Annotated in this window: 22 protein-coding genes; 11 read left to right on the top strand and 11 right to left on the bottom strand. The window is 72.3% G+C overall.

The genetic code is table 11. The features are described 5' to 3' along the window. Positions 1-13: 13 nt before the first annotated feature. The 4 genes from AC07F3_RS27170 to AC07F3_RS27155 are packed head-to-tail and all read right to left on the bottom strand — an operon-like array spanning position 14 to position 3053. The gene (locus AC07F3_RS27170; RefSeq protein ID WP_479117057.1) at positions 14-700 is read right to left on the bottom strand and encodes a response regulator; all 687 of its coding nucleotides are present in this window, start codon (positions 698-700) and stop codon (positions 14-16) included. After that, on the bottom strand, positions 697-1920 hold the full coding sequence (locus AC07F3_RS27165) for a sensor histidine kinase (protein ID WP_479117056.1): 1224 nt from the start codon (positions 1918-1920) through the stop codon (positions 697-699). Before AC07F3_RS27165 ends, AC07F3_RS27170 begins: the two co-directional genes overlap by 4 nt. A gap of 40 nt (positions 1921-1960) precedes the next feature. Continuing rightward, positions 1961-2239, bottom strand: a complete 279-nt coding sequence (gene pspAA / locus AC07F3_RS27160) for a PspA-associated protein PspAA (RefSeq protein WP_479117055.1) — start codon at positions 2237-2239, stop codon at positions 1961-1963. Between the two features lie 19 nt (positions 2240-2258). Next, positions 2259-3053 carry a PspA/IM30 family protein gene (locus AC07F3_RS27155; protein ID WP_479117054.1) on the bottom strand — a complete coding sequence of 265 codons (795 nt, stop codon included), beginning with the start codon at positions 3051-3053 and terminating at the stop codon, positions 2259-2261. Between the two features lie 263 nt (positions 3054-3316). Between AC07F3_RS27155 and AC07F3_RS27150 the strand changes: the two genes are divergently transcribed. The 3 genes from AC07F3_RS27150 (at position 3317) to AC07F3_RS27140 (ending at position 5915) form a co-directional block, all read left to right on the top strand. Next, entirely contained in the window at positions 3317-3913 is a 597-nt protein-coding gene (locus AC07F3_RS27150; protein WP_388975399.1) for a DUF3043 domain-containing protein, read from the top strand. An 86-nt stretch (positions 3914-3999) separates the two neighbouring features. After that, complete coding sequence (locus tag AC07F3_RS27145) at positions 4000-4707, top strand: class I SAM-dependent methyltransferase (RefSeq protein ID WP_114036040.1); 708 nt, start codon at positions 4000-4002, stop codon at positions 4705-4707. A gap of 98 nt (positions 4708-4805) precedes the next feature. Beyond that, a complete protein-coding gene (locus AC07F3_RS27140; protein WP_479117053.1) occupies positions 4806-5915 on the top strand; it encodes a S1C family serine protease in 1110 nt (369 codons plus the stop codon). A 39-nt stretch (positions 5916-5954) separates the two neighbouring features. Here the strand turns inward: AC07F3_RS27140 and AC07F3_RS27135 are convergent, their stop codons facing one another. Continuing rightward, entirely contained in the window at positions 5955-6164 is a 210-nt protein-coding gene (locus AC07F3_RS27135; protein ID WP_261710985.1) for a hypothetical protein, read from the bottom strand. Between the two features lie 79 nt (positions 6165-6243). On the opposite strand from AC07F3_RS27135, the gene AC07F3_RS27130 reads away from it, so the two are divergent. The 4 genes from AC07F3_RS27130 to AC07F3_RS27115 all read left to right on the top strand — a co-directional run bounded on the left by AC07F3_RS27130 (position 6244) and on the right by AC07F3_RS27115 (position 11133). Next, positions 6244-7440 (top strand): bifunctional adenosylcobinamide kinase/adenosylcobinamide-phosphate guanylyltransferase, encoded by a 1197-nt coding sequence (locus tag AC07F3_RS27130; RefSeq protein WP_479117052.1) that lies wholly within the window; start codon positions 6244-6246, stop codon positions 7438-7440. Between the two features lie 30 nt (positions 7441-7470). Next, positions 7471-8556: a nicotinate-nucleotide--dimethylbenzimidazole phosphoribosyltransferase gene (cobT, locus tag AC07F3_RS27125; protein WP_479117051.1), complete on the top strand. Its 1086-nt coding sequence runs from the start codon at positions 7471-7473 to the stop codon at positions 8554-8556. 79 nt (positions 8557-8635) lie between these two features. Further along, positions 8636-10405 (top strand): phosphatidylglycerol lysyltransferase domain-containing protein, encoded by a 1770-nt coding sequence (locus AC07F3_RS27120; protein WP_479117050.1) that lies wholly within the window; start codon positions 8636-8638, stop codon positions 10403-10405. Beyond that, on the top strand, positions 10402-11133 hold the full coding sequence (locus AC07F3_RS27115; protein ID WP_479117049.1) for a hypothetical protein: 732 nt from the start codon (positions 10402-10404) through the stop codon (positions 11131-11133). The genes AC07F3_RS27120 and AC07F3_RS27115 overlap by 4 nt, the downstream gene beginning before the upstream one ends. Here the strand turns inward: AC07F3_RS27115 and AC07F3_RS27110 are convergent. Beyond that, positions 11082-11837 (bottom strand): hypothetical protein, encoded by a 756-nt coding sequence (locus tag AC07F3_RS27110; protein WP_479117048.1) that lies wholly within the window; start codon positions 11835-11837, stop codon positions 11082-11084. The two genes, AC07F3_RS27115 and AC07F3_RS27110, sit on opposite strands and share 52 nt — an antisense overlap. A gap of 69 nt (positions 11838-11906) precedes the next feature. Here AC07F3_RS27110 and AC07F3_RS27105 point away from each other — a divergent pair, with 69 nt between their 5' ends. Continuing rightward, positions 11907-12701 carry an adenosylcobinamide-GDP ribazoletransferase gene (locus AC07F3_RS27105; RefSeq protein WP_479117371.1) on the top strand — a complete coding sequence of 265 codons (795 nt, stop codon included), beginning with the start codon at positions 11907-11909 and terminating at the stop codon, positions 12699-12701. A gap of 3 nt (positions 12702-12704) precedes the next feature. On the opposite strand, the gene AC07F3_RS27100 is transcribed toward AC07F3_RS27105, so the two are convergent. Genes AC07F3_RS27100 through AC07F3_RS27080 form a run of 5 tightly spaced genes read right to left on the bottom strand, consistent with a single transcriptional unit; the run spans position 12705 to position 19250 of the window. Further along, the gene (locus AC07F3_RS27100; RefSeq protein ID WP_479117047.1) at positions 12705-13520 is read right to left on the bottom strand and encodes an endo alpha-1,4 polygalactosaminidase; all 816 of its coding nucleotides are present in this window, start codon (positions 13518-13520) and stop codon (positions 12705-12707) included. After that, positions 13517-14134 carry a spherulation-specific family 4 protein gene (locus AC07F3_RS27095; RefSeq protein ID WP_479117046.1) on the bottom strand — a complete coding sequence of 206 codons (618 nt, stop codon included), beginning with the start codon at positions 14132-14134 and terminating at the stop codon, positions 13517-13519. Before AC07F3_RS27095 ends, AC07F3_RS27100 begins: the two co-directional genes overlap by 4 nt. A gap of 58 nt (positions 14135-14192) precedes the next feature. Further along, on the bottom strand, positions 14193-15629 hold the full coding sequence (locus AC07F3_RS27090; protein ID WP_479117045.1) for a hypothetical protein: 1437 nt from the start codon (positions 15627-15629) through the stop codon (positions 14193-14195). Beyond that, positions 15626-17176: a GT4 family glycosyltransferase PelF gene (gene pelF, locus AC07F3_RS27085; RefSeq protein ID WP_479117044.1), complete on the bottom strand. Its 1551-nt coding sequence runs from the start codon at positions 17174-17176 to the stop codon at positions 15626-15628. Before pelF ends, AC07F3_RS27090 begins: the two co-directional genes overlap by 4 nt. A 40-nt stretch (positions 17177-17216) precedes the next feature. Next, positions 17217-19250 carry a hypothetical protein gene (locus AC07F3_RS27080; protein WP_479117043.1) on the bottom strand — a complete coding sequence of 678 codons (2034 nt, stop codon included), beginning with the start codon at positions 19248-19250 and terminating at the stop codon, positions 17217-17219. A 310-nt stretch (positions 19251-19560) separates the two neighbouring features. Between AC07F3_RS27080 and AC07F3_RS27075 the strand changes: the two genes are divergently transcribed. From AC07F3_RS27075 to sucB, 3 genes are all read left to right on the top strand, one after another. After that, positions 19561-21081: a leucyl aminopeptidase gene (locus AC07F3_RS27075; RefSeq protein WP_479117042.1), complete on the top strand. Its 1521-nt coding sequence runs from the start codon at positions 19561-19563 to the stop codon at positions 21079-21081. Positions 21082-21414: 333 nt separating this feature from the next. After that, complete coding sequence (gene lpdA, locus AC07F3_RS27070; RefSeq protein ID WP_053727683.1) at positions 21415-22803, top strand: dihydrolipoyl dehydrogenase; 1389 nt, start codon at positions 21415-21417, stop codon at positions 22801-22803. Positions 22804-22858: 55 nt separating this feature from the next. Continuing rightward, positions 22859-24649 carry a 2-oxoglutarate dehydrogenase, E2 component, dihydrolipoamide succinyltransferase gene (gene sucB, locus AC07F3_RS27065; protein WP_479117041.1) on the top strand — a complete coding sequence of 597 codons (1791 nt, stop codon included), beginning with the start codon at positions 22859-22861 and terminating at the stop codon, positions 24647-24649. Positions 24650-24807: the final 158 nt, after the last annotated feature.

Genomic DNA, 24807 nt, shown 5'->3' with positions numbered 1-24807 from the left:
CGCGCTCCACCCTTCAGTCCACCCGTGGGCGGACCAGGCCCGATTCGTACGCGATGACCACCAGTTGGGCGCGGTCACGGGCGCTCAATTTGGCCATCGCGCGGTTGACGTGGGTCTTGACGGTCAGCGGGCTCACCGCGAGGCGTTCGGCGATCTCGTCGTTGGAGTGGCCCCCGGCGACCTGGACCAGCACCTCGCGCTCGCGGACGGTGAGCGCGGCGAGCCGCTCGCCGTGCCGCCGCGCGTCCTCGCCGCCGTCCCAACTGCCGCCCTGGGCAAGGAAGGTGGTGATCAAACCCTTGGTCGCGGCCGGGGACAGCAGGGCCTCACCGGCTGCGGCGATCCGGATCGCGCCGAGCAGTTCCTCGGGCTCGGCGCCCTTGCCGAGGAAGCCCGAGGCACCGGCGCGCAGCGACTGCACCACGTACTCGTCGACCTCGAAGGTCGTCAGCATCACCACGTGGACACCGGCCAGGGCCGGGTCGGCGGTGATGGCACGGGTGGCGGCGAGCCCGTCGGTGCCGGGCATCCGGATGTCCATCAGGACGACGTCGGGCAGCGTCCGGTGGACCACGGTGACGACCTCGGCGCCGTCCGCGGCCTCGCCGACGACCTCCATGTCCGGCTCCGAGTCGACCAGCACGCGGAACGCCGAGCGCAGCAGCGCCTGGTCGTCGGCGAGTACCACCTTGATCGTCATGACGTGCCTTCCCCCGTGGCCCCGGTCTCCGCGGCCTTGACCGGCAGTATCGCCTGGACCCGGAAGCCGCCGCCGTAGCGGGGCCCGGCGGTGCAGGTGCCGCCGAGCGCGGCGACGCGTTCGCGCATGCCGAGCAGCCCGTGGCCGCCGCCGTCGCCCGCGGCGGCGCCGGTGCCGGTGCCGTTGTCGATGACGGTGATCTCGGTGTGGGGGCCGACCCGCACGACGCTCACCTCGGCCTTGGCGCCGGGCCCGGCGTGCTTCTGCACGTTGGTGAGCGCCTCCTGGATGACCCGGTAGGCGGCGAGGTCGACGGAGGCGGGCAGCGGGGCGTCGTCGGAGCGGGCGAGTTCCACGGGCAGCCCGGCCCGCCGGAAGCCGCCGAGCAGATCGTCGAGGACGGCGAGCCCGGGGGCGGGCTCGGTGGGGGCGGCGGGGTCGCCGGACTGGCGCAACAGGCCGACCGTGGCGCGGAGTTCGCCCAGCGCCGAGCGGCTGGCCTCGCGCACGTGGGCGAGGGCCTCCTTGGCCTGGTCGGGCCGCTTGTCCATGACGTGCGCGGCGACACCGGCCTGGACGTTGACCAGCGCGATGTGGTGGGCCACCACGTCGTGCAGGTCGCGCGCGATGCGCAGCCGCTCCTCGGCGACCCGGCGCCGGGCCTCCTCCTCGCGCCCGTGCTCGGCCCGCTCGGCGCGCTCCCTGATCGCGTCGACGAAGGCGCGCCGGCTGCGCACGGCGTCCCCGGCGGCCGCGGCCATGCCGGTCCAGGCGAAGATCCCGAGGTGTTCCTGGGAGTACCAGGGCGGAACGCCGAAGAGCATCGCCGTACCGGTGAGCACCACGATGGTGAGCACGCCGACCCGGTAGGTGGTGGGCCGGTCGGTGTGGGCGGCGACCGTGTAGAGCGCGACGACGGCGCTCATCGCGACGGGCGCGGGCGGCGCGCCGAGGCCCAGCTCGACCATGGCGAGGGCACTGGTGCAGGCGAGCACGGCCATGGGCCTGCGCCGCCGCAGGACGAGGACGGCGGCGGCCAGCGTCATCAGGACGAGCGAACGCAGACCCGGCGTACGGGTGCCGAAGGTCGGCCCGTTCGGCCCGTGCGGGTCGGCGAAGGACCCGAGGACCATGCAGAGCAGTACGCCGAAGGCGAGGGCGGCATCCAGGGCCAGTGGATGCGCCCGGAGCCAGGGGCGGGCACGGTCGAGGAGGGTCACGGCCACCTACCGTAACGGGGGCGCGCCGCCCCGGTCCGCGTCAGCCCGGGATGAGGCCGTCGTCGCTGAGCATGTCCTTGACCTCGTCCAGCGTCGCGTCCGGGCTCGGCAGGATCAGCTCGGACGGCTCCAGGGCGTCATCGGGAAGGGGCTCGCCCAGACGGCGCACCGCGTCGAGGAGCGCGCCGAGCGTGCGCCGGAAGCCCTCCTCGTCACCGGCCTCCATCTCGGCGAGGAGGTCGTCGTCGAGCCTGTTGAGCTCGGTGAAGTGGCTGTCCGCCAGCTTCACCTGCCCCTCCCCCATGATCCGGACGATCATGAACGTCTCCTGCCGCTCGTCACTGCTTGTCGAAGCGCGGGCCCTGCTGCGGGGCCTTGTCCTGAGGAGCGGCGGCGCCGCCCTCGATGGCCTGCTTCCCGTTGGCTCCGCCACCCATCAGCTCGGCCTTCATCCGCTGCAGTTCCAGCTCTACATCCGTACCACCGGACAGCCGGTCCAGCTCGGTCTGGATGTCGTCCTTGGCGAGCCCCGACTGGTCGTCGAGGGCACCGGAGGCAAGCAGTTCGTCGATCGCGCCGGCCCGCGCCTGGAGCTGCGCGGTCTTGTCCTCGGCCCGCTGGATGGCCATGCCGACGTCGCTCATCTCCTCGGAGATGCCCGAGAAGGACTCGGCGATGCGGGTCTGGGCCTGGGCCGCGGTGTAGGTCGCCTTGATCGTTTCCTTCTTGGTGCGGAAGGCGTCGACCTTGGCCTGGAGGCGCTGGGCCGCGAGGGTGAGCTTCTCCTCCTCGCCCTGCAACGTCTGGTGCTGCGTCTCCAGGTCGGTGACCTGCTGCTGCAGCGACGCCCGGCGGGACAGGGCCTCGCGGGCCAGGTCCTCACGACCGAGCGAGAGGGCCTTGCGCCCCTGGTCCTCCAGCTTGGAGGACTGGCTCTGGAGCTGGTTGAGCTGCAGCTCCAGACGCTTGCGGGAGGTCGCCACGTCGGCGACGCCCCGGCGCACCTTCTGGAGCAGCTCAAGCTGCTTCTGGTACGAGTAATCGAGGGTCTCGCGAGGGTCCTCGGCCCGGTCAAGGGCCTTGTTCGCCTTCGCGCGGAAGATCATCCCCATACGCTTCATGACACCGCTCATGGGCTTCGCGCGCCCCCTTCTGACGGACTCCAGCTCCAGCTGCTGCAACAGGACCCACAGTACGGGCCCTGCATCCATTACCGCACTGTTCGGGCGCCGATGCGCTCATCCCCAAGGACGACTGCGCCCCGCGCCGGTCCGGCGCAGGGAGTAGGTGAACCTCGGGGAACCGTGCATCGCCCGCTCCTACAGACGCAAGGCGTTGTGGGATCGTTCCCCACCGGCCTGGGGTCCATGCCGGGTACCCCGTACCCTTGGGGATTGTGTTCCGTAGCCGTTCCAACGCAGAGAAGGCCCCCACCGACAAGGTGACGGCGGACCTCTCCAAAGCGCCCCGCGACCCCGAGGCCCCCAAGGGGCGCCCCACTCCCAAGCGGAGTGAGGCCCAGACCCAGCGCCGCCGTGCCTCGACCGTGCCGACCGACCGCAAGGAGGCCGCCAAGCGCCAGCGCGAGGCCCGCCGGGTCGACATGGCCAAGCAGCGCGAGGCGCTCGCCAATGGCGACCAGCGCTACCTGCCGGCCCGTGACAAGGGCCCGGTGCGCAAGTACGTCCGCGACTTCGTCGACTCCCGGTACTCGGTCGCCGAGATGTTCCTGCCCCTCGCGGTGATCATCCTGGTCCTCTCGATGATCCGCGTCGGCAGCCTCCAGAACCTCTCGCTGCTCCTGTGGCTCGTCGTGATCGTGCTGATCGTGCTCGACTCGATCGGGCTCGCCTTCCGGCTCAGGAGGGCGCTGGCCGCCCGGTTCCCGGACGAGCCGAAGAAGGGCGCCGTCGCCTACGGCCTGATGCGCACGCTCCAGATGCGTCGGCTGCGGCTGCCCAAGCCGCAGGTCAAGCGCGGAGAGCGGCCCTGAGCGGGCACCCGTCCGGGTTCCTGGGCGCCTCCGGTGCCTGGCTGAAGGGCCTCGGCGGGCTGCGCAACATCGTCCGCCAGGAACTCGTGGCCCGGCAGCTGGACGAGCAGATAGCCGGCCGCTTCCCGGTCGGCCAGCGCCTGCGGATCCTGGACGTCGGCATGGGCCAGGGCACCCAGGCCCTGCGCCTGGCGCGCGCCGGGCACTCGGTGACCGGCCTCGAATCCGATCCCGCGATGCTGAAGGTGGCCCGCGAGTCGCTGGCCACCGAGCCCGAGGGCATCCGCGAGCGGGTTCGCCTGATCGAGGGCGACGGCCGCGAGACCGGGGTGCACTTCCTGCCCGGCTCCTTCGACGTGGTGCTCTGTCACGGCGTCCTGATGTACGTCCCGGATCCCGACGCGATGCTCGCGGGCCTGGCCCGGATGCTCGCCCCCGGCGGCCTGCTCTCGCTGCTCGTGCGGAACGCCGACGCGCTGGCCGTGCGCCCCGGGCTCGCCGGTGACTGGCCCGGCGCCCTGGCGGCCTTCGACACCGACTCGTACACCAACCGGCTCGGCCTGCCGGTGCGGGCCGACCGCCTCGCCGTGCTGACCCGCACGCTCGACGGGATCGCGGCGCCGCTGCACGCCTGGTACGGGGTGCGGGTGTTCACCGACAACGTGCCGAACGAGGCCCAACTGCCGCCCGCCGACGAGCTGGACCGGCTGCTCGCCGCCGAGGACCGGGCCGGCCGCACCGACCCCTACCGCCAGGTCGCGGCGCTGCTGCACCTCTTCGGCGTACGGGACTGAGGCAGGGGTATCCGCCGATTGGGTCCCGGTCCGGGGCCCCGGTACCTGATCGGGCGCTCCGACAGGCCGCCATATCGGACCAAAGGGATACTCCTGCCATGGATGCATCTCTTCGCCCCGGTCGGGTGCGCCGTGTGGTGCTGCCCCTGACCGCGGCCGTCGCCACCGCCGTTCTCCTCGGCGGTTGTTCGGACACGGGCTCCGCCGCCGCGGGGAAGGCGTCGCCGAGCCCGTCGGCGAGTTCTTCGAGCCCCTCGGCGGCCCAGCGCAACGGCTCCGGCGGGACCGACAGCCTGCAGAGCGACTACCAGCGCGTGATCAAGAACGTGCTGCCGTCGGTCGTGCAGATCGACGCCTCCAACAGCCTCGGTTCGGGCATCGTCTACGACGACCAGGGGCACATCGTCACCAACGCCCATGTCGTGGGCAACGAGCGGAGCTTCAAGGTCACGACCTCCGGCAGCAGTTCGGCGGTCACCGCCAAGCTGGTCGCCGCCTATCCCGAGCAGGACCTCGCCGTGATCAAGCTGGACTCGGTGCCCAGCGGCCTGAAGGCCGCGAGGTTCGGCGACTCCGCCAAGGTGGAGATGGGCCAGATCGTCCTGGCGATGGGCTCCCCGCTGGGCCTGTCCTCCAGCGTCACCCAGGGCATCGTCTCGGCGACCGGCCGCACCGTCTCCGAGGGCCAGGGCGGCGGCGGGACCGGCGCCACCATCGCCAACATGGTGCAGACCTCGGCCGCGATCAACCCCGGCAACAGCGGCGGCGCCCTGGTCAACCTCGACAGCGAGGTCATCGGCATCCCGACGCTCGCCGCGACCGACCCGGACATGGGCGGCAGCGCGGCGCCCGGCATCGGCTTCGCGATCCCGGTGTCGATGGTGAAGACGGTCGCCGACCAGATCATCAAGAGCGGCAAGGTCACCGACTCCGGGCGGGCGGCCCTCGGCATCACCGGGCGCACCGTGGTGGACTCCGGCTACCAGCCCGCGGGCGTCGCGGTCGTCCAGGCCCCGGCGACCGGCGCCGCGGCCAAGGCGGGCCTGCGGACGGGCGACATCATCGTCCGGCTCGGCGACACCGACATCACGTCCATCACCTCGCTCACCGAGGCGCTCGCCTCGGACAAGCCGGGCCAGAAGGTCCAGGTGACGTACACGCGCGACGGCACGAAGAAGACCGCCGAGGTGACCCTCGGCGAGATCTGAGCCGTGCCGGGGGCGCCGACCGCGCCCCCGGCCGGGCCGTCAGACCTGTTCGGCGTGCAGGCTCATGGGGCCGTAGATCTTCGCGCCGTCCTCGAACAGGAAGACCTGGTCGGCCCCGCCTTCGAGCAGGTCCTTCCACACCTCACCGATCCAGGACTCCGCGTCCCCCTGGGTCGTGAACTCCTCCGGCGCCACCGCCGGCTCGACCTCCGTACCGTCCGACTTCTCGAAACGCCACGTCCACGCCATGTCCGCCTCCTGGGTCACGTTGCTGCCCGCAGCGTAACCGGGCGCGCAAGAGGGCCGGTGACGCGGGAGGATCGTCCCTGTGGAACTGACTCTCCTCGGCACCGGGGCCCCCGTGGGCCTGCCGCGCCCCGACTGTCCCTGCGCCGCGTGCGCCCTGGCCCGCGGCCGCGACGCGCGGGCCGCGACCGCCCTGCTCGTCGACGGCGCGCTGCTGCTCGACCTCACCCCGGGTGCGGCCCTGGCCGCGGCCCGGGCCGGGCACACCCTGGCCGGGGTGCGGCAGGTGCTGCTCACCCATCCGCACGACGGGCCGGCCGTGGAGCTGCCCGCCGGGCTGCCCGCGGCCGGGCGGGTGCCGGACGGCCGCAGGCTCACCCTGATCAGCGGTCACCGGGTGCTCGCGGTGCCGCTGGACTCGCCGGGGACGGGCTACGAGGTGACCTCGCCCGAGGGCGAGCGGCTGCTCTACCTGCCTCCGGGCGGCGCTCCCGCGGGCGCCGCCGAGATGCGCCCGTACGACATGGTGGTGGCCGATGTCGCCGGGCGGCCCGACGCGCTGGCGCGGCTGCGGGCGGCGGGCGGCATCGGCCCGGCCACCGACGTGATCGCCGTGCACCTCGACCACGACGTGCCCCCCGGGCGGGAGTTGGAGCGCCGGCTCGCGGCGCTCGGCGCGCGTGCGGTGCCCGACAGCACCACGCTGACCGTCGGCGAGTACCACGCGGTGCCCGACCTGCCGCGCCGCACGCTGGTCCTGGGCGGCGCGCGTTCGGGCAAGTCGGTGGAGGCCGAGCGGCGGCTCACGGGCTTCCCGGGGGTCGTGTACGTGGCGACGGGCGGCGCCCGCGAGGGCGACGCGGAGTGGGCCGCGCGCGTCGGACTGCACCGCGAACGGCGCCCCTCCTCCTGGCGCACCGAGGAGACCTGCGAGCTCGCCCCGCTCCTGGAGGAGTCCGGGCCGCCGCTCCTGATCGACTGTCTGGCGCTGTGGCTGACCGACGCGATGGACCGGGTCGGCGCGTGGGACGACGAGAAGTGGGCGGCGGGCGGCGAGCGCGCGCTGAGGGAACGTACGGCGGAACTCGTCGCGGCGGTCCGGGGAACCTCGCGGACGCTGGTGGCGGTGAGCAACGAGGTGGGCTCCGGCGTGGTGCCTGCCACCTCCTCGGGACGGCGGTTCCGGGACGAACTGGGGCGCCTGAACGCGGCGTTCGCGGCCGAGTGCGAGCAGGTCCTGCTCGTCGTCGCGGGGCAGGCGCTCGCACTGCGCGGCTGAGGCGGGCGCGCTGGCGGTACTGTTCGGCAAATGAGCAGGCTGAACCTGGACGACTTCTCCGATCTGATCGAACGCCCCGACAACGGTGTGCGCCGGGACGCCGAGGAACGCCGGGAGCGGCTGACCGTGCCGCCCGGCGCCCTCGGCCGGCTCGACGAGCTGGCCACCTGGCTCTCGGCGGCGCAGGGCGCCAACCCGGTCCGGGCCCTCCAGCGGCCCCGCGTGATCCTCTTCGCGGGCGACCACGGCGTGGCCGGACTCGGCGTCTCGGCCCGCCCGGCGGCCTCCGCCCACACGCTCGTGCGCTCCGTCCTGGACGGCGCGAGCCCCGCCGCGGTGCTCGCCCGGCGCCTGGGCGCCTCGGTCCGCGTGGTCGACGCGGGCCTGGACTGCGACCCCGGCCTGCTGCCCGAGGACGTCGTACGCCACCGGGTGCGGCGCGGCAGCGGCCGGATCGACATCGAGGACGCGCTGACCGTCGAGGAGGCGGAGGCGTCCGTCCGGCTCGGCATGCGGATCGCCGACGAGGAGGCCGACTCCGGCACCGACCTGGTGGTGCTCGGCGATCTCAGCGTGGGCGGCACCACCCCCGCGGCGGTGCTGATCGCGGCGCTGTGCGGGACGGACGCCTCGGTGGTGACCGGCCGCGGCGGCGCCGGGATCGACGACCTGGCGTGGATGCGCAAGTGCGCCGCGATCCGGGACGCGCTGCGCCGGGCGCGGCCGGTTCTCGGCGATCAGCTGGAACTTCTGGCCGCCGTGGGAGGCGCGGACCTTGCCGCGACGACCGGTTTCCTGCTGCAGTGTGCGGTGCGCAGGCTGCCGGTGATCCTGGACGGGGTCGTCTCGTCGGCCTGTGCGCTGGTGGCTCAGCGTGCGGCCTTCCGGGCTCCGGACTGGTGGCTCGCGGGCCAGTTGAGCGGCGAGCCGGGCCAGGCCAAGGCGCTGGACCGGATGGCGCTCAACCCTCTGCTCGATCATGGCGTCACAGTGGGCGAAGGAACCGGGGCACTGCTCGCTCTTCCCCTCGTACAAGCCGCGGCCGCGCTGGCCGCGGAGCTGCCCGAGCGCACCGACCCGCGCACGGAGAGCGCGCAGGAGAGCGGCGACGAGTGAGCCGCGGCGGAGCCGGGGGCTGCCCTCGGCTCCACCCGCGACCACTGTGGAACGCTTTGCCCCCATATCATCGCGTTTCATGGGAGAAGTCCGCTTGAGCACCACCGAAGGAACGAACCGGAGCACCGCCCGGTCGCGTCGCAGCGCGGCGTTCGCCGTCTGGTACCTGCGCGTCGTGACGTTCATCAATTTCCTGAGCGCCGTATGGGTCACCCTCGGCCAGGGGCTTCGGCGGCACAACACGGACGACTACTTCACGCCGTATCTGCTCGAAGCCGGCTTCACCTCCGGCGTCGTCACGCTGTTCCTCGCCGTCACCATGCGCCGGCGCAAGCGGGCCGCCTGGATCCTCAACATCGTGCTGGGCGGGCTCTTCCTGGCCCTGTTCGCGTTCGCCATGGTCTTCCCGGACATCCACCGCTACGCGCAGAACTGGATCTCGCTCGCGCTGACCGCGGCCTTCGTACTCGCGCTGCTGCTCGGCCGCCGCGAGTTCTACGCCAAGGGCGACCGCTCCAACCCGCTGGCCGCGGTGGCCACCGCCGTCGGCGGCCTGCTGATCACCTCGCTGATCGCCGCGGTCCTGGTCAGCGCGACCAACACGTACGACGGCACCGACCACTCGACCTTCCTGGAGCGCTGGCGCTACGGCGTGATGCGGCTCGTGTTCCTGGTCCCCGACGACCGGCACACCCAGGGCATCACGACGCCGGGCTGGGTCAACGTCACCATCAACGTCCTGGCCACGCTGCTCCTGATCGCCGTCATCTACGCCGCCTTCCGCAACCGCAAGGCCGTCGACCCGCTCACCGTCGAGGACGAGGAGAAGCTGCGCGCGCTGCTCGACAAGCAGGGCGAGCGCGACTCGCTGGGCTACTTCGCGCTGCGCCGCGAGAAGGCCGTCATCTGGTCGCCGACCGGCAAGGCGGCCGTCACCTACCGCGTGATCAACAGCGTCTCGCTGGCCTCCGGCGACCCGATCGGCGACCCCGAGGCCTGGCCGGGCGCGATCGAGCCGTGGCTGGCCGAGGCACGGGAGCACGGCTGGATCCCGGCCGTGACCGGCGCGAGCGAGGAGGCCGGGCAGATCTACGCCCGGCACGGCCTGGACGCCCTGGAGATGGGCGACGAGGCGATCGTGGAGACCGCCGAGTTCACCCTGGAGGGCCGCGCGATGCGGACCGTGCGCCAGGCGTACAACCGGGTGAAGAGGGCCGGGTACGAGGTGCGGATCCGCCGTCACGCGGACATTCCTGCCCAGGAGATGGACGAACTCCTGCGCAAGGCCGACGACTGGCGCGACGGTGCCACCGAACGCGGCTTCTCCATGGCACTCGGCCGGCTCGGCGACCCCGCCGACGGCCAGTGCATGATGCTCGAATGCTTCGACGGCGAGGGCGAGTTGAGGGCGCTGCTCAGCTTCGTGCCCTGGGGCCCCCACGGACTCTCGCTCGACCTGATGCGCCGTGACCGCGACTCCGAGAACGGCCTGATCGAGTTCATGGTGATCGAACTCCTGCAGCGCGCCAAGGAGATCAAGATCACTCAGGTCTCACTGAACTTCGCGATGTTCCGTTCCGTCTTCGAGCGCGGCTCGAAGCTCGGGGCAGGACCCGTGCTGAGGCTGTGGCGCTCGCTCCTCAGCTTCTTCTCCCGCTGGTGGCAGATCGAGTCCCTTTACCGGTCCAATGCCAAGTACCGGCCGATCTGGGAGCCGCGGTTCACGTTGTTCGAGAAGAGTGCAGACCTGCCACGCATCGCCATCGCGTCCGCGCGCGCCGAAGGGTTCCTGGAGGCCCCGGGGCTGCCCAAGTGGCTGCACCGCAGGCATCTGGAATCCCAGAGATGAGCGGCTCGGGGAAGGGGTTCGCGCGCCGGTTCGCCACGCGCGAGTGGGGGCCCCTGTTCAGGACCGTGAAGTACGCGGTGCGCACCCAGCGCTGGCGGGCGATCCCGCTCACCCTCTCCGCGGTCGCCCTCACCTCGGTGTTCCAGATCATCCAGAACCAGTCCTGGGGCTTTCGGCCGGTGCAGATCGTGGGCTCGGTGAAGGCCGACTACCCGCTGTGGATCTCGCTCCTGCGCACCCCGCTCTCGCTCTTCGTGCCGGCCCTCGACCTGCCGGTGTGGGGCGCGCTCGCCCAGGTGCTGCTCGTGTTCGGCATCGCCGAGATCTGCATCGGCCGGGGCCGGATGCTGCTCATCGCGTACGTGGCGACGCTGGCCGGCACCCTGTACGCGCGGGTGGGCATCCACATCGGCCCGGACAGCGTGTTCGGGCTGCCCGCCTCCGCCGCGAAGATGGTCGACACCGGCCCGTCGGCGGCGGTCGTCGCGCTCGCCGTGTACGTGTGCTGGCGCTACCGGGCGTACTGGACGGCCGGGACCGTGGCGATGGCGATGGTCGTCGAGGTGGTGCTCAAGAACAACCTCGCGGGCAAGGAGCACATCGCCGCGCTCCTGGCGGTCGCCGTGATCTGCTGGATCACCTGGGAACGACGCAAGCGCCGCCGCGACCGCCTTGATCAGGGGCGGCGCACCGGGAGCCTGTCGGGTGCGCCGCCGATCCAGTCCTGAAAGCGGCGCCGCGGCTGTGACCAGCGCCGGTCGTGGCGGTAGGCCCTGAGCCCGGCCTTGGCCCTGGCGCGCGGCCGGTTGCGGTAGAAGCGCTGGGCCCACGGGGAGCCCGGCCGGGCGAGCCGGACCGCGCCGAAGAGGGCCACGAACGGCACGAACGTGCCGATCACCGACAGCCGCACCTTGCCCTTGAACAGCGAGATCAGCACGAAACAGAAGTTGATCGCGATCGTGGTGATGAACGATCCCCGGCTCTGCCGCTCCTCGGGGCTCACGTCGTTGACCCCGAGCGGTGAGAACCCGGCGAGCACCAGCGTCATGAGGGCGGCGGCCATCACCACGATCTCGACGCTCTTGCGCCCGTTCTCGCTCCAGTACACGTCGTCGAGGTGCAGGATCAGCGCGAACTCGTCGAGAACCAGGCCCGCGCCGGTCCCGAAGAGCACGGCGAAGGTGGCCGCCGCGATGCCGTGCCGTCCGCTGCCGACCGCCCCGAAGCCCCCGACGACGGTGAGGATGACGCCGGGCACCACGTGGTGGATGTGCATCCCGCCCGGCCTGATGTTCCGGAACGGGCCGCGCCCGGCCCGGATCAGGCGGGTGATGGAGCGCGTGACCAGGAACGTCACGACGAACGAGGCCAGCGCGAGCAGCATCGGGAGCTTGCCCGGCTCCGTGATGTTCCGATAGAACCAGTGACCCATCCCACCCGCCCTTGTTTGCGCTGGTATGCGCAATTTACCGCCGCCGGGGGCCGGAGCGCTCGGGATACCCTGCGCCGGGTGAACCCCAGCAAGGCCCTGCACGGCGTACGTTTCGCCTTCGGCACCCTCACCGTCTTCCCCGCCCGCATCACCCGGTGGGACCGCTCCGCCGCCCGCGCGGGCATGACGCTCGCCCCGCTCGCCGGGCTCGCCGTCGGCCTGTGCGCGGCGGCCGCGGGCGCGGGGTTCTGGGGGCTCGGGTCCGGGGCGCTGCTCGCGGCGGTGGTGAGCGCGGCCGTGCCCGCTGTGCTCACCCGGGGTCTGCATCTGGACGGGCTCGCCGATGTCGCCGACGGCCTCGGCAGCGCCAAGCCCGCCGAGGACGCGCTGCGCATCATGAAGCGCAGCGACATCGGCCCGTTCGGCGTCGTGGCGCTGCTCTTCTGTCTGCTGGCCCAGATCGCCGCCCTGTCCCGGCTGTACGAGGACGGCGGCTGGGCCCGGGGGGCCGCGGCGACCGTCGTCTCGGCCGTGGCCGCCCGCACCGCCCTCACCCTGGCCTCCCGGCGCGGGGTCCCGGCGGCCCGTCCGGAGGGGCTCGGCGCGGTGGTGGCGGGCACGGTGCCGGTGCGCCGCGCGTTCGCGGTGGCCGCCCTGGTGACGGCCGCCTGCGCGGCGGCGGGAGCGCTGTTCGGGCCCTGGTCCGCGCTGCACTTCGCGCTCGCCGTCGCGGCCGGTCTCGCCGCCGCCCAGGTGCTGCTGCGGCGGTGCGTGGGACGGTTCGGCGGGGTGACGGGCGATGTGTTCGGGGCGGTCGCGGAGACCGCCGCGACCGCGGCCCTGGCCGCCCTCACCCTCGGCTGAGGCTCAGCAGGGTCTGCGCCACGCCAGCAGGTCGTACTTCTTCTCCATCGAGCTGAGTCCGAGCTTCTTGGACTGGGCGCAGAAGCGCTCCGGCGGCAGTTCGTACTCGACGTGGAAGACGGCCTTGTTCGCCTTGACGAACGGCGCGAGCTTGTCGCACTCGCCGTACTGGGCGCACTGCTCGTTGACCGCGAAGTCGAAGTGGGCGAGCAGTTGCGGGATCTGGTCGAGGTCGTTCTTCAGACCCACGGCCAGGCCCCGGTCGTGGGCGAGCCTCGCGATGAGCTCGTTGTACTTCAGCTGGTCGGCGGCCTTGAGGGGGAATCCGGTGTCGTTGTTGTAGCCGTCCATGTTGTCCGGCTCGACCGCGTCGAAGCCCTTCTGCTTGCAGAGGTCGAACCGCTTGGCCATCAGGGGTTCCAGGACGTCGGTGCGGCGGATGTCGAGCCAGCGCTCGCCGTCCCAGCCGTTGCCCTTGCCGAGCACCGCCTTTGGGAACTGCTTGGCGTCGGGCCGCCAGTTCTCCCAGGCGCCCGTCGAGACGTAGCAGATCACCTTGCGGCCCCGGCGGTGCAGATCGGCCACGGCCGCCGCGTCCTGGTCGACGGCGTCGATGTCGTACACCTGGACGTCGACGCCCGGGTCGAGCTTTCCCTTGAGCTGCCACTGCCAGGTCAGGCCCGGGGTGGGCTGCCAGTGCGGGCCGGAGGGCGCGGGGGGCGAGGTGGTCCGGTCGTGCCCGTCGTCGGGGCCGTCCGGGGAGCTGGAGCACGCCGCCAGCAGGAACAGCGGGACAAGCAGCCAGAGTGCGCGTTTCACCGGACGGGCTCCAAGCGGTGCGGCAACGTGCCCCAGGGGTGCGGCAGTTGACCGGGGACGAGGCAGTGGACGGGGGCCAGGGCCACCGCGTCCGGCGGGGCCCCGTAGACGAGGTGGCAGGTGTCGGGGGTGGTCGGCCCGGTCGGCCGGTACGCCGACCACGGTCCCTCGAAGGTGACCAGAAGATCGCCGATCCGGGCGTAGCCGGGATGCGGCACGGCGCCGTGGTTCAGAACAAGGGTGACATACGTGTCGTACGTGGCGGCGAGCGCGGCCCGCAGGTCGGCGTAGTACGGCAGTTGGACGGCCGAGGTCGCCACCTGGTCGAGGAAGAGCCCGTGCACCCCGTACCAGGCGCGGTGGCGGGCCGCCTCGCGCACGACGTCCTGCGGGGGGCGGCGGCCGTAGGCGGTGTCCACGTACCCGAGCACCCGCACCCCCGCCGAGCGCAGCCGGCCCGCCACCGCGGCGAAGGCGGCGTCGGGCGAAGGACCCGCGCCGCTCGCCGGGTTGAGGACGACCCCGTACAGCGAGGGTGCGGCGGCGATCAGCGCGTCCCAGGCCTCGGGCTGCTCGGCCGGGTGCTCGTAGTAGGGCACCAGCAGCTTGCTCATGGGCTTCCTCGCAGCATGCTCGGGGTCCTCGGGTGGCTCTGTTTCCTCGACGGCGTCCTCATGGGCGGTGGGCGGTCGCCCTCCCCAGCAGGACACAGACCAGCACGGCGAGCAGCGCGGCCGCACACCCCGACACCACCAGACCGGTCGACGGGGGCGCGCCGAGGGCGAGCGCCAGGGTCTGCGCGACGGCCGCCGCGCAGCACACCAGGGCCGCGCCCGGCGCCGCCCCGAACGACTGGAGCAGCAGCCCGGCCCACAGCACCGCGCCGATCAGGAGCAGCGTCGCCAGGCGCAGGCCGCCGAGGGCCGGGGCGTCCGGCCACAGCCGGGTGCCCGCCTCGGCGAGCGCGGCCAGGATCAGCAGATAGGCGCCGAGGCAGCAGGTCACGGTGGCGGCGACCGAGCCGCGGAACGCCCGGGCGCTGGACGTGGTCCGCAGCCCGGCCAGGCTCACGGCCCGGAACCGGTGCAGCAGCCATTCCGCGGGGCCCATGCTGAGGGTGAGCGCGACCGCGGACGGCCCGGCCACCGCTCCGGCGGAGCCGTGCCGGAACACGTCGCCGAGGGCGGCGTACAGGACGAGCACGCCCGCGCCGAGCCCGAACAGGCCGTACGGCACGGAGGCGGCCATCGGGGGCGACACGGCGCCGCGCGGCCCGGCCCCGGCCGTCTCGCCGCGCAGCGCGAGCACGGCGAGGGTCACCGCCGCGAGCAGCGAGACGAGCAGCAGCACCGGGCCGACGGCGGACGGCAGCCCGGGTACGAGCCCGAGGGTCAGCGGCAACAGGGCGCACAACAGCGGGCGTTCGCGGCCGAGCACGAGCAGCGCGGTGGCCGCCGCGAGGTAACAGCACTGTCCGGCGGCGAACGCGGCGGCGGGCAGTTCGCCCGGGCCGGTCACGGCCAGCGCGGCCAGGGAGCTGAGCGCCGCGCCGAGCGGGGCGCCCAGGCGCAGGGCGCGGACGGCGGTCGGGCGGTCGGCGAGGCTGAGCCAGGAGTGGGCCCGGTGCGAGAGCGACTGGTTCCACACCCAGCCGGTGACGGCTCCGGCGAGCAGCGGAATGGTTCCGGCGGGCAGGCCGAGCGTGGCGCGCGGGCCGCCGAGCAGGGGCGCGCCCAGGACGTAGGCGAGGCCGGGCAGCGCGAAGACGAGGCCGCGCAGGAGGCAGGAGCCGAGGTGGGCGTGCCAGGGTTCGGCGGGCGGCGCCGCGGCCGCGGGGTAGCGGCGCTCGACGCGGCCGTAGAGCTCCTCGGCGAGCGAGAAGGAGTCGGGGTGGCCGTAGACGGCTCTTATCTGGGCGTCCGTCATGCCGTCGGACTCGATGATCGCGGCTATCTCGTCCGGGTGCACGGCCGCGGCTATCAAGTCGTCCAGGCGCAGAGCGAGTTCGGCCAGCGGGTCGTCCTCGGGCAGCTTGGGCAGGCGCTGGCGGGGGATGAAGGGCAGGGTGTCCTGCCCCTCCTCCCCGCCGACCCACAGGGATCCGCTCACCGGGGTGCCCCGTCGAGCAGACCGGCCTTGGCCCCGCCGGACAGCTCGCGGTACCACGGCCCGGTGAGCTGAAGGGTCCAGTCGTCCTCGGGCGTGAACGCGGCCTGCGCGAGCTCCGGTTCGGGGTGGCCCGCCAGTTCCAGGTAGATGCGGCGGAAGCCGTCCACCGAGCGGTGCAGGGTGAACTTGTCGATCACCCGCTGCCGGGCGGCGGCCCCGAGCTCGGCCCGCCGCTCGTGGTCGCGCAGCAGCCCGAGGGTCGCCTCGGCCATCACCGCGGGCTCCCGGGGCGGCACGACGAGTCCGGCCTCACCGGCCGCCTCCCGTACGCCCCCGACGTCCGTGGACACCGTGGCGCGGCCGCAGGACATCGCCTCGATCAGCGAGAACGGGAAGCCCTCGCTGATGCTGGAGAGCATCACCACGCTGCCCGAGGCGTAGGCGCTCGCCACGTCGCTGACCCGGCCCTCGTAGGAGATGCCGTCGGTGACGCCCAGCTCTGCGGCGAGCTTCTCCAGGCGGGTGCGGTAGTCCTCGCCGCCGGCCGGGACTCCGCCGTACAACCGCAGCCGGGTCTCGGGGAGTTCGGCCCGCACGATGGCGTACGAGCGGATCAGGGTCTCCAGGTCCTTGATCGGGTCGATGCGTCCGCACCAGCTCAGGGTGGGGACGGCCGGGTCGGGCCCGGCGTGCGGGAAGAGGTCGGGGTCGACCCCGTTGTAGACCGTGCGGATGCGCTCGGACGGGGCGCCTCCGCGCTCCTCCCAGCGGCGGTTGTACTGGTTGCACGGGGTGATGAGGTCGGCCTGGCGGTAGCCCGTGGAGTTGAGCTCCCGGTAGAAGCCCAGCAGGACCGCCTTCACCGGCCAGCTCTGCTCGCCGGTGCGGTAGCCGAGGTAGCGCTCGCGCAGATAGATCCCGTGCTCGGTCAGCAGGAACGGCACCCCGTCGAAGTACTGCGCGGCGAGCGCCGGCAGTGTGGCGAGGCCGCTGCTGACCGCGTGCGCCACGCTGTCCGCCGGAATGCGGGCGGACAGCGGGCGCAGTGCGTGTTCCAGAAGGTCGGTCGCGGTCAGGGCGTCGTGCACGGTGGGCTTCGCCCTGGACAGCGCCAGGTGCGGCATGGTCCAGATCCACATCAGCGACTTCAGCGCCGCTTCGGAACGCAGCGCCGCCGAGAGCCGCCCGGCCCGGGCCAGCTCCGCGAGCCCGTAGAGGGCCGAGGTGAAGTCGCAACCGGACTCCGGGTCGAGCATGGCGAGCAGGAAGCGCTCGTAGGTGTCGGTGAACCGGCGCCTCTCCTTGCCGAGGAGCGGCCGCCGCCCACCGGGCCGCGGCCCCCACAGGGGGAAGGCCGTGTGCCGGTAGACGTTGGCCGGAAGCTCCCAGGCGACCGGCTCGCGGCCGCTGCCGGTGAGGGCGACGACGTTGAAGTCGACCTCCGGCATGCCGCGGACGAGCTGGTCGCACCAGGTGCTCACACCCCCGTGTATGTGCGGATATGTGCCTTCGGTGAGCATGGTGACATGACGGCCACTGCTCGGCATGGATGTCCCCCCAGGACAAGCGGTCGTGCGAGACGAGCGATCAGGCCGGCAGCTTCAGCGTGATCGCCGACTGGAGCAGCTCGGGAGAGGACCAGTCGGAGCGCTGACCCGCGTACGGCGTGCCGAACACGGCGGTGCCGAGCAGCAGTTGCTTGCGCGTGCCTTCCGGTGCCGTGATCGGTGCGGCCACCCCCTTCGGAGCCTGCACGGTGACAGTGTCGCCGATCCGGTAGGCGGTCACCGAACCGGAAGCCAGCGCCTTGTCCCAGGACGCGCGCCGGGCGAACTCGGTTCCCGCGTCCTTCTCGCGCAGGTTCACGATCGGGGCGTTGGCGGCGTAGAGGGCCTTGTAGTCACCGAGGACCGTGTCCAGGACCGGGTAGAGGATCCGCTCCTCGGCCAGGTTGGACTGGTGCACGTAGTGCGGCCGCGGGTCGTTCCACAGCACGTGCGACAGCGCGGTCTTGGCCTCCCTCGGGACGATGTACGACTGGTAGCCGGTGGCGGTGTCGAGCGGGGCGGCCATGCAGGTGGAGGCCGGGTTGTTCTCGCAGACGCCGCTGCCGCCGTCGGCCTTGGAGGTGTACAGCCAGTTGTACTCGTCGGTCATCTCGGCGGCCTTGCCGACGTTGTAGTACACGTTCATCGGGTGCCGGGGCACCGTCTGGGCCGCGCCGACCGCGCGCTGGTCGGGCTCGCGCGAGGCGTCGCTGCCGGTCCACTTGACCCCGTTGTCGGCGAGCGCGCCCGCCAGGTTCGGGTTGTCGTCGGGCTGCTGCGGCAGGACCTTCATGCCGGAGTGCTCACCGGTGACGAGCTCGCTCCTGTCGACCGGCAGGCCCTTCTGGGCCGCCCAGGTGTTGTTCTGCGAGATCTGGGCGGAGATGTCGGCCCGGCTCATCCACTGGGTGGAGCCGTCGGCGTTCTTCTTGCACTGCCAGGGCACCACGGTGTTGTCCTGGACGCAGCCGAGGAACTCGTGGGTGTAGGTGTGGTTCACCCAGCGGAACTTGGCCTTGTCGGCGAGCAGCTGCGCGGCGAGCGCGTCGGTGCCGCCGTTCTCCGACTTCCACTCCTCGCCGGAGCCCGCGTTGAAGACCATGTCGAGCGTGAACCCGTTGGCCTGCTCCCACTGGGCCGCGTACTGGGCGTCGGCCGCGGTCATCCGGATGTCCGGGTTGGTGGCGCCGCCGGCGGGGCAGTCGAAGTCGCCCGGGGTGCAGTTGTGCACGCTGTCCCAGCGGGAGTCGGGCGCGAACACGTCGTCCACGTGCACCGAGAAGTAGTTGCGGCTCTGGCCCAGGTGCACGCCCTGGGTGAGCCACTCCACCATGCCCTTGGCCAGTGCCTGGAACTGCTCCTGGTACTGGTTGTAGGCGAAGGTGACGACCAGCTCGCTGCGGCCGTCGTGGGTGTACTGGCCGAGCATGCTGCCGCCGGTCGGCGCGTCCAGGTAGCTGGTGAAGCCGTCCCTGGGATGGGCCGCGTAGCCGTAACTCTCGGGAACCGCAGGGTCGTTGTCCTCGAAGGTGAGCGGCCCGTTGAGGTAACCGAAGGGGCCCGCCTTGCCAGCTGCGGTGACCTGGGTCTTCGCCCCGTCCAGGACGCCGGACCAACCGCCGTTCTGGTCCGTGTAGTCGAGCCCCACCTCGGGGTGCGCCCAGGTGTAGGCGTCGATCTGGCGGATCCCGAAGGTCTTCTCGTACGCGGCGAGAGCGGTCTGCTCGGGCGCGCTCGCCGAGCCGAACGGGATCTCGTTGGGCGCGACCACGCCCTGGAACTTGGCGCGCGGCCGCCCGCCCACCGTGTCGCTGAGGAAAGCGGCGTCGACCGTGGGCCGGCCGGCGGCGCTCAACTGGACCGTCTGGTACGGGACTCCGGTGTTCTTCAGTTCGGCGACGACCGCCCCGACCGCGCTTCCGCCGTCGTCGAGGACCAGCACCTTCAGATCGATGCGCGGTGCCACCGTGGCCGCCGCGTTGGCGGCCGGGATGGCGGTGGTGAGCAGTCCGGCGGCCATCAGCGCGGTGAGCGCAAGCCGGGTTCTGCCCACATTCAAGGCCTTCGCCTTCATTTGTCCCCCCTCATAGAGCCTTCGCGCTCAGAGCTTGCACGAAGAACCTGTGGTGATGATGCAAAGGGGCGCGGTGCCCCCTGTACTCGATTGAGGCGAGTGTGACGGAGCTCTCACGGAGTGTGCGGCCCAAACGTGAAAGAGACACCACGGATGAGTGAATTGCGGCCACCGCTATCGAACGCCGTCACCGCGCGTAGGCTCGTGGCTGGTGGTCGACCCGCCCGAAATACGATGGACCGGGCCCCGGCCGGCCCATCCGACGGTCGAACACTCCACAGGCTTCTCAAGGAAGAGAGATCTCACCACCGTGACTGCTCTGACTCTCAGCACTGCCGGTGCGGCAACGCTGCGTGCCGACGCCCTCGTCGTCGGCGTCGCCAAGGCCGCCGGCCCCAAGGGTGGGCTGGTCGTCGCGCCCGGCGCCGAGGCCGTGGACAAGGCGTTCGGCGGGAAGCTCGCCACCGTCCTGGCGACCCTCGGCGCCACCGGTGCCGAGGGTGAGGTGACCAAGGTGGTCTCCCCCGCCGGCCTCAAGGCGCCGTTCGTGCTCGCGGTCGGCCTCGGCACCGCCCCCGCCCAGGACGAGGCGTACGCCGCCGAGGTGCTGCGCACCGCCGCGGGCAACGCCGCCCGCGCCCTGCACGGCGTGAAGAAGGCCGCGTTCGCGCTGCCGGTCGAGGCCGCCGAGGACGTCGAGGCGATCGGCGAGGGCGCCCTCCTGGGCGCGTACGCCTTCACCGCCTACCAGGACCGCGGCGCCGACGCCAAGAACCCGCTCGCCGAGGTGGCGCTGCTGGGCGCCAAGCCGCGCGACAAGGCCCACAAGGCCGCCGCCGAGCGCTCCCTCGCGCTGGCCGAGGAGATGAACCGCGCCCGCGACCTGATCAACACCCCGCCGAACGACCTCACCCCCGAGGCCTTCGCCGCCGTCGTGTCGGCCGCGGGCAAGGAGCACGGGCTCAAGGTCCAGGTGCTCGACGAGAAGGCGCTGGAGAAGGGCGGCTACGGCGGCATCCTCGGCGTCGGCGTCGGCTCGGCCAACCCGCCCCGCCTGGTGAAGATCTCGTACACCCACGCCAAGAACGCCAAGCACCTCGCCTTCGTCGGCAAGGGCATCACCTACGACTCGGGCGGCATCTCGCTCAAGCCGGCCGGCCACAACGAGACGATGAAGTGCGACATGAGCGGCGCCGCCGCCGTGTTCGCCGCCGTCGTCGCGGCCGCGCGCCTGGGACTCGAGGTGAACGTCACCGGCTGGCTCGCACTGGCCGAGAACATGCCGTCGGGCTCCGCCACCCGCCCGGGTGACGTCCTGCGCATGTACAGCGGCAAGACCGTCGAGGTCCTCAACACCGACGCCGAGGGCCGCCTGGTCCTGGCCGACGCCCTGTGGAAGGCCTCCGAGGAGAAGCCGGACGCGATCGTCGACGTGGCCACCCTGACCGGCGCCATGGTGCTGGCCCTCGGCGACCACACCTTCGGGATCATGGCCAACGACGACGCCTTCCGCACCGCGATCCACGAGATCGCGGAGGAGTCCGGCGAGCAGTCGTGGCCCATGCCGCTCCCCGCCAACCTGCGCAAGACCATGGACTCCCCCACCGCCGACCTCGCCAACATGGGCGTGCGGATGGGCGGCGGCCTGGTGGCCGGCCTGTTCCTGAAGGAGTTCGTCGGCGAGGGCATCACCTGGGCCCACCTGGACATCGCGGGCCCGGCCTACAACGAGGGCGCCCCGCACGGCTACACCCCCAAGGGCGGCACCGGCTCCTCCGTGCGCACCCTGCTCCGTCTGGCGGAGCGCACCGCCTCCGGCGACCTCGGCTGACAGCCCGGGCACAGCCGACCCACAGGGCGGCCCCGGGCACACGCTCCGGGGCCGCCCGTGTGCACGCTCCGTACCGCCGCGCTCCGGCCGGATTTCGCTGTGGATGAAATCCGTGCCTCTCCGCGCGGCGGTGGAGTGACCTCTGAGAGGCGCTGAGCCCGACGATCAGCCGTCTCAGACCCCGGCCCCGCGTCCCGCCTTCCGTCAACAAGTGCGAAGATGGGTTCTCGGCAGGACAGGGCCCCCACCACAGGGCCGAAGACAAGCGGCCGAACACCAGCCGCCGCCGGTCATCGACGACCGCGCCCGGCGCACATGCATGGAGGACGTGACGTGGCGAACGACGCCAGCACCGTTTTCGACCTAGTGATCCTCGGCGGTGGCAGTGGCGGCTACGCCGCGGCCCTGCGCGGAGCGCAGCTGGGCCTGGACGTCGCACTGATCGAGAAGAACAAGCTCGGCGGCACCTGCCTGCACAACGGCTGCATCCCCACGAAGGCCCTGCTGCACGCCGGCGAGATCGCCGACCAGGCGCGCGAGGCCGGCCAGTTCGGCGTCAAGGCCACCTTCGAGGGCATCGACATCAACGCGGTCCACGCGTACAAGGACGAGGTCATCTCGGGCCTGTACAAGGGTCTGCAGGGCCTGGTCGCCTCCCGCAAGGTGACCTACATCGAGGGTGAGGGCCGCCTGTCGTCCCCGACCTCCGTGGACGTCAACGGCCAGCGCATCCAGGGCCGCCACGTCCTCCTGGCGACCGGCTCCGTGCCGAAGTCGCTGCCGGGCCTGGAGATCGACGGCAACCGGATCATCTCCTCCGACCACGCGCTGACCCTGGACCGCGTCCCGCAGTCCGCGATCATCCTGGGCGGCGGCGTCATCGGCGTCGAGTTCGCCTCGGCGTGGAAGTCCTTCGGCACCGACGTCACCGTCATCGAGGGCCTCAAGCACCTCGTGCCGGTCGAGGACGAGAACAGCTCCAAGATCCTGGAGCGCGCGTTCCGCAAGCGCGGCATCAAGTTCAACCTGGGCACCTTCTTCCAGAAGGCCGAGTACACCGCCAACGGTGTGAAGGTCACGCTGGCCGACGGCAAGGAGTTCGAGGCCGAGGTCCTCCTCGTCGCCATCGGCCGCGGCCCGGTCTCCCAGGGCCTCGGTTACGAGGAGCAGGGCGTCGCGATGGATCGCGGCTACGTCCTGGTCGACGAGTACATGCGCACCAACGTGCCCACCATCTCCGCCGTCGGCGACCTCGTCCCGACGCTCCAGCTCGCGCACGTCGGCTTCGCCGAGGGCATCCTGGTGGCGGAGCGTCTGGCCGGTCTCAAGACCGTCCCGATCGACTACGACGGCGTGCCCCGGGTGACGTACTGCCACCCCGAGGTCGCCTCCGTGGGCATCACCGAGGCCAAGGCCAAGGAGATCTACGGTGCGGACAAGGTCGTCGCTCTGAAGTACAACCTCGCGGGCAACGGCAAGAGCAAGATCCTCAAGACCGCGGGCGAGATCAAGCTCGTCCAGGTCAAGGACGGCGCCGTGGTCGGCGTCCACATGGTCGGTGACCGTATGGGCGAGCAGGTCGGCGAAGCCCAGCTGATCTACAACTGGGAGGCTCTGCCGGCCGAGGTCGCGCAGCTCATCCACGCGCACCCGACGCAGAACGAGGCGCTCGGCGAGGCCCACCTGGCGCTGGCCGGCAAGCCGCTGCACTCCCACGACTAGTAGCCCCTCGGGCGCGACGACCACTTCCCGCAATTCGTAAGGAGCAACCGAAACCATGTCGGTTTCCGTAACCCTTCCGGCGCTCGGCGAGAGCGTCACCGAGGGCACCGTCACCCGCTGGCTGAAGGCCGAGGGCGAGCGCGTCGAGGCCGACGAGCCGCTGCTCGAGGTCTCGACCGACAAGGTCGACACCGAGATCCCCGCCCCCGCATCCGGCATCCTCGCCTCCATCAAGGTGGCCGAGGACGAGACCGTCGAGGTCGGCGCGGAGCTCGCCATCATCGACGACGGCACCGGTGCCCCGGCCGCCGCCCCGGCTCCGGCCGAGGCCGAGGCTCCGGCCGCCCCCGCCGCCCCGGCCCCGCAGGCGGCGCCCTCCACCGAGGCCGCCGCCCCCGCCCCGGCCCCCACGGCCGAGGCCGCTTCCGGCGGTGGCTCCGCCGAGGGCACCGACGTCGTCCTCCCCGCGCTCGGCGAGAGCGTCACCGAGGGCACCGTCACCCGCTGGCTCAAGGAGGTCGGCGAGGAGGTGGCCGAGGACGAGCCGCTGCTCGAGGTCTCCACCGACAAGGTCGACACCGAGATCCCCGCCCCGGTCGCCGGTGTGCTCCTGGAGATCGTGGTCGGCGAGGACGAGACCGCCGAGGTCGGCGCCAAGCTCGCCGTCATCGGTGCTCCGGGTGCGGCTCCCGCCGCGGCTCCGGCCCCGGCCGCCCCGGCCCCGGCCGCCGCTCCGGCGCCCGCTCCGGCGCCCGCTCCGGCACCGGCCCCCGCCCCCGCGGCCGCCCCGGCCGCGCCCGCCGCCCCGGCTCCGGCTCCGGCCGCCCCGGCACCGGCCCCCGCGGCCGCTCCGGCTGCCCCGGCTCCGGCCGCCCCGGCTCCGGCTGCTCCGGCTGCCGCTCCGGTCGCCACCTCGGGTGACGACGGCGCGTACGTCACGCCGCTGGTGCGCAAGCTCGCCTCCGAGTCCGGTGTGGACCTGGGCGCGGTCAAGGGCACCGGCGTCGGTGGCCGCATCCGCAAGCAGGACGTCATCGCCGCCGCCGAGGCCGCCAAGGCTCCGGCTCCGGCCGCCGCCGCTGCGGCCCCCGCCGCGAAGGCCGCCCCGTCCCTCCAGGCGTCCCCGCTGCGCGGCCAGACGGTCAAGATGACCCGCATGCGCAAGGTCATCGGCGACAACATGATGAAGGCCCTGCACTCGCAGGCCCAGCTGACCTCGGTCGTCGAGGTCGACATCACCAAGCTGATGAAGCTGCGCGGCCAGGCGAAGGACTCCTTCGCCGCCCGTGAGGGCGTCAAGCTGTCCCCGATGCCGTTCTTCGTGAAGGCGGCGGCCCAGGCGCTGAAGGCCCACCCGGTCATCAACGCCCGGATCAACGAGGACGAGGGCACCATCACGTACTTCGACTCGGAGAACATCGGCATCGCCGTGGACTCCGAGAAGGGTCTGATGACCCCGGTCATCAAGGGCGCGGGCGACCTCAACATCGCCGGCATCTCGAAGGCGACCGCGGAGCTGGCCGGCAAGGTCCGCGCCAACAAGATCACTCCGGACGAGCTGTCCGGCGCGACCTTCACGATCAGCAACACCGGCTCGCGCGGCGCGCTGTTCGACACGGTCATCGTGCCGCCGAACCAGGTCGCCATCCTGGGCATCGGCGCCACCGTCAAGCGTCCGGCGGTCATCGAGACCGCCGAGGGCACCGTCATCGGCGTCCGCGACATGACGTACCTGTCGCTCTCCTACGACCACCGTCTGGTGGACGGCGCCGACGCGGCCCGTTACCTGACGGCCGTCAAGGCGATCCTGGAGGCCGGCGAGTTCGAGGTCGAGCTCGGCCTGTAGGACCGCCACCGGCGCCACGAGACGGCTGTAACACTCGTCTCACCAGCGGCCGGGGGGGGGGGGGGGGGGAGGGGGCGGGGGGGGGGGGGGGGGGGGGGGGGGGGGGGGGGGGGGGTGGAGGGGGGTGGGGGGGGAGGGGGGTGCGGTTTGGGGGATAT

The organism is Streptomyces sp. NPDC045846, assembly GCF_056431605.1.
This window is presented reverse-complemented; position numbering and strand designations above follow the sequence as displayed.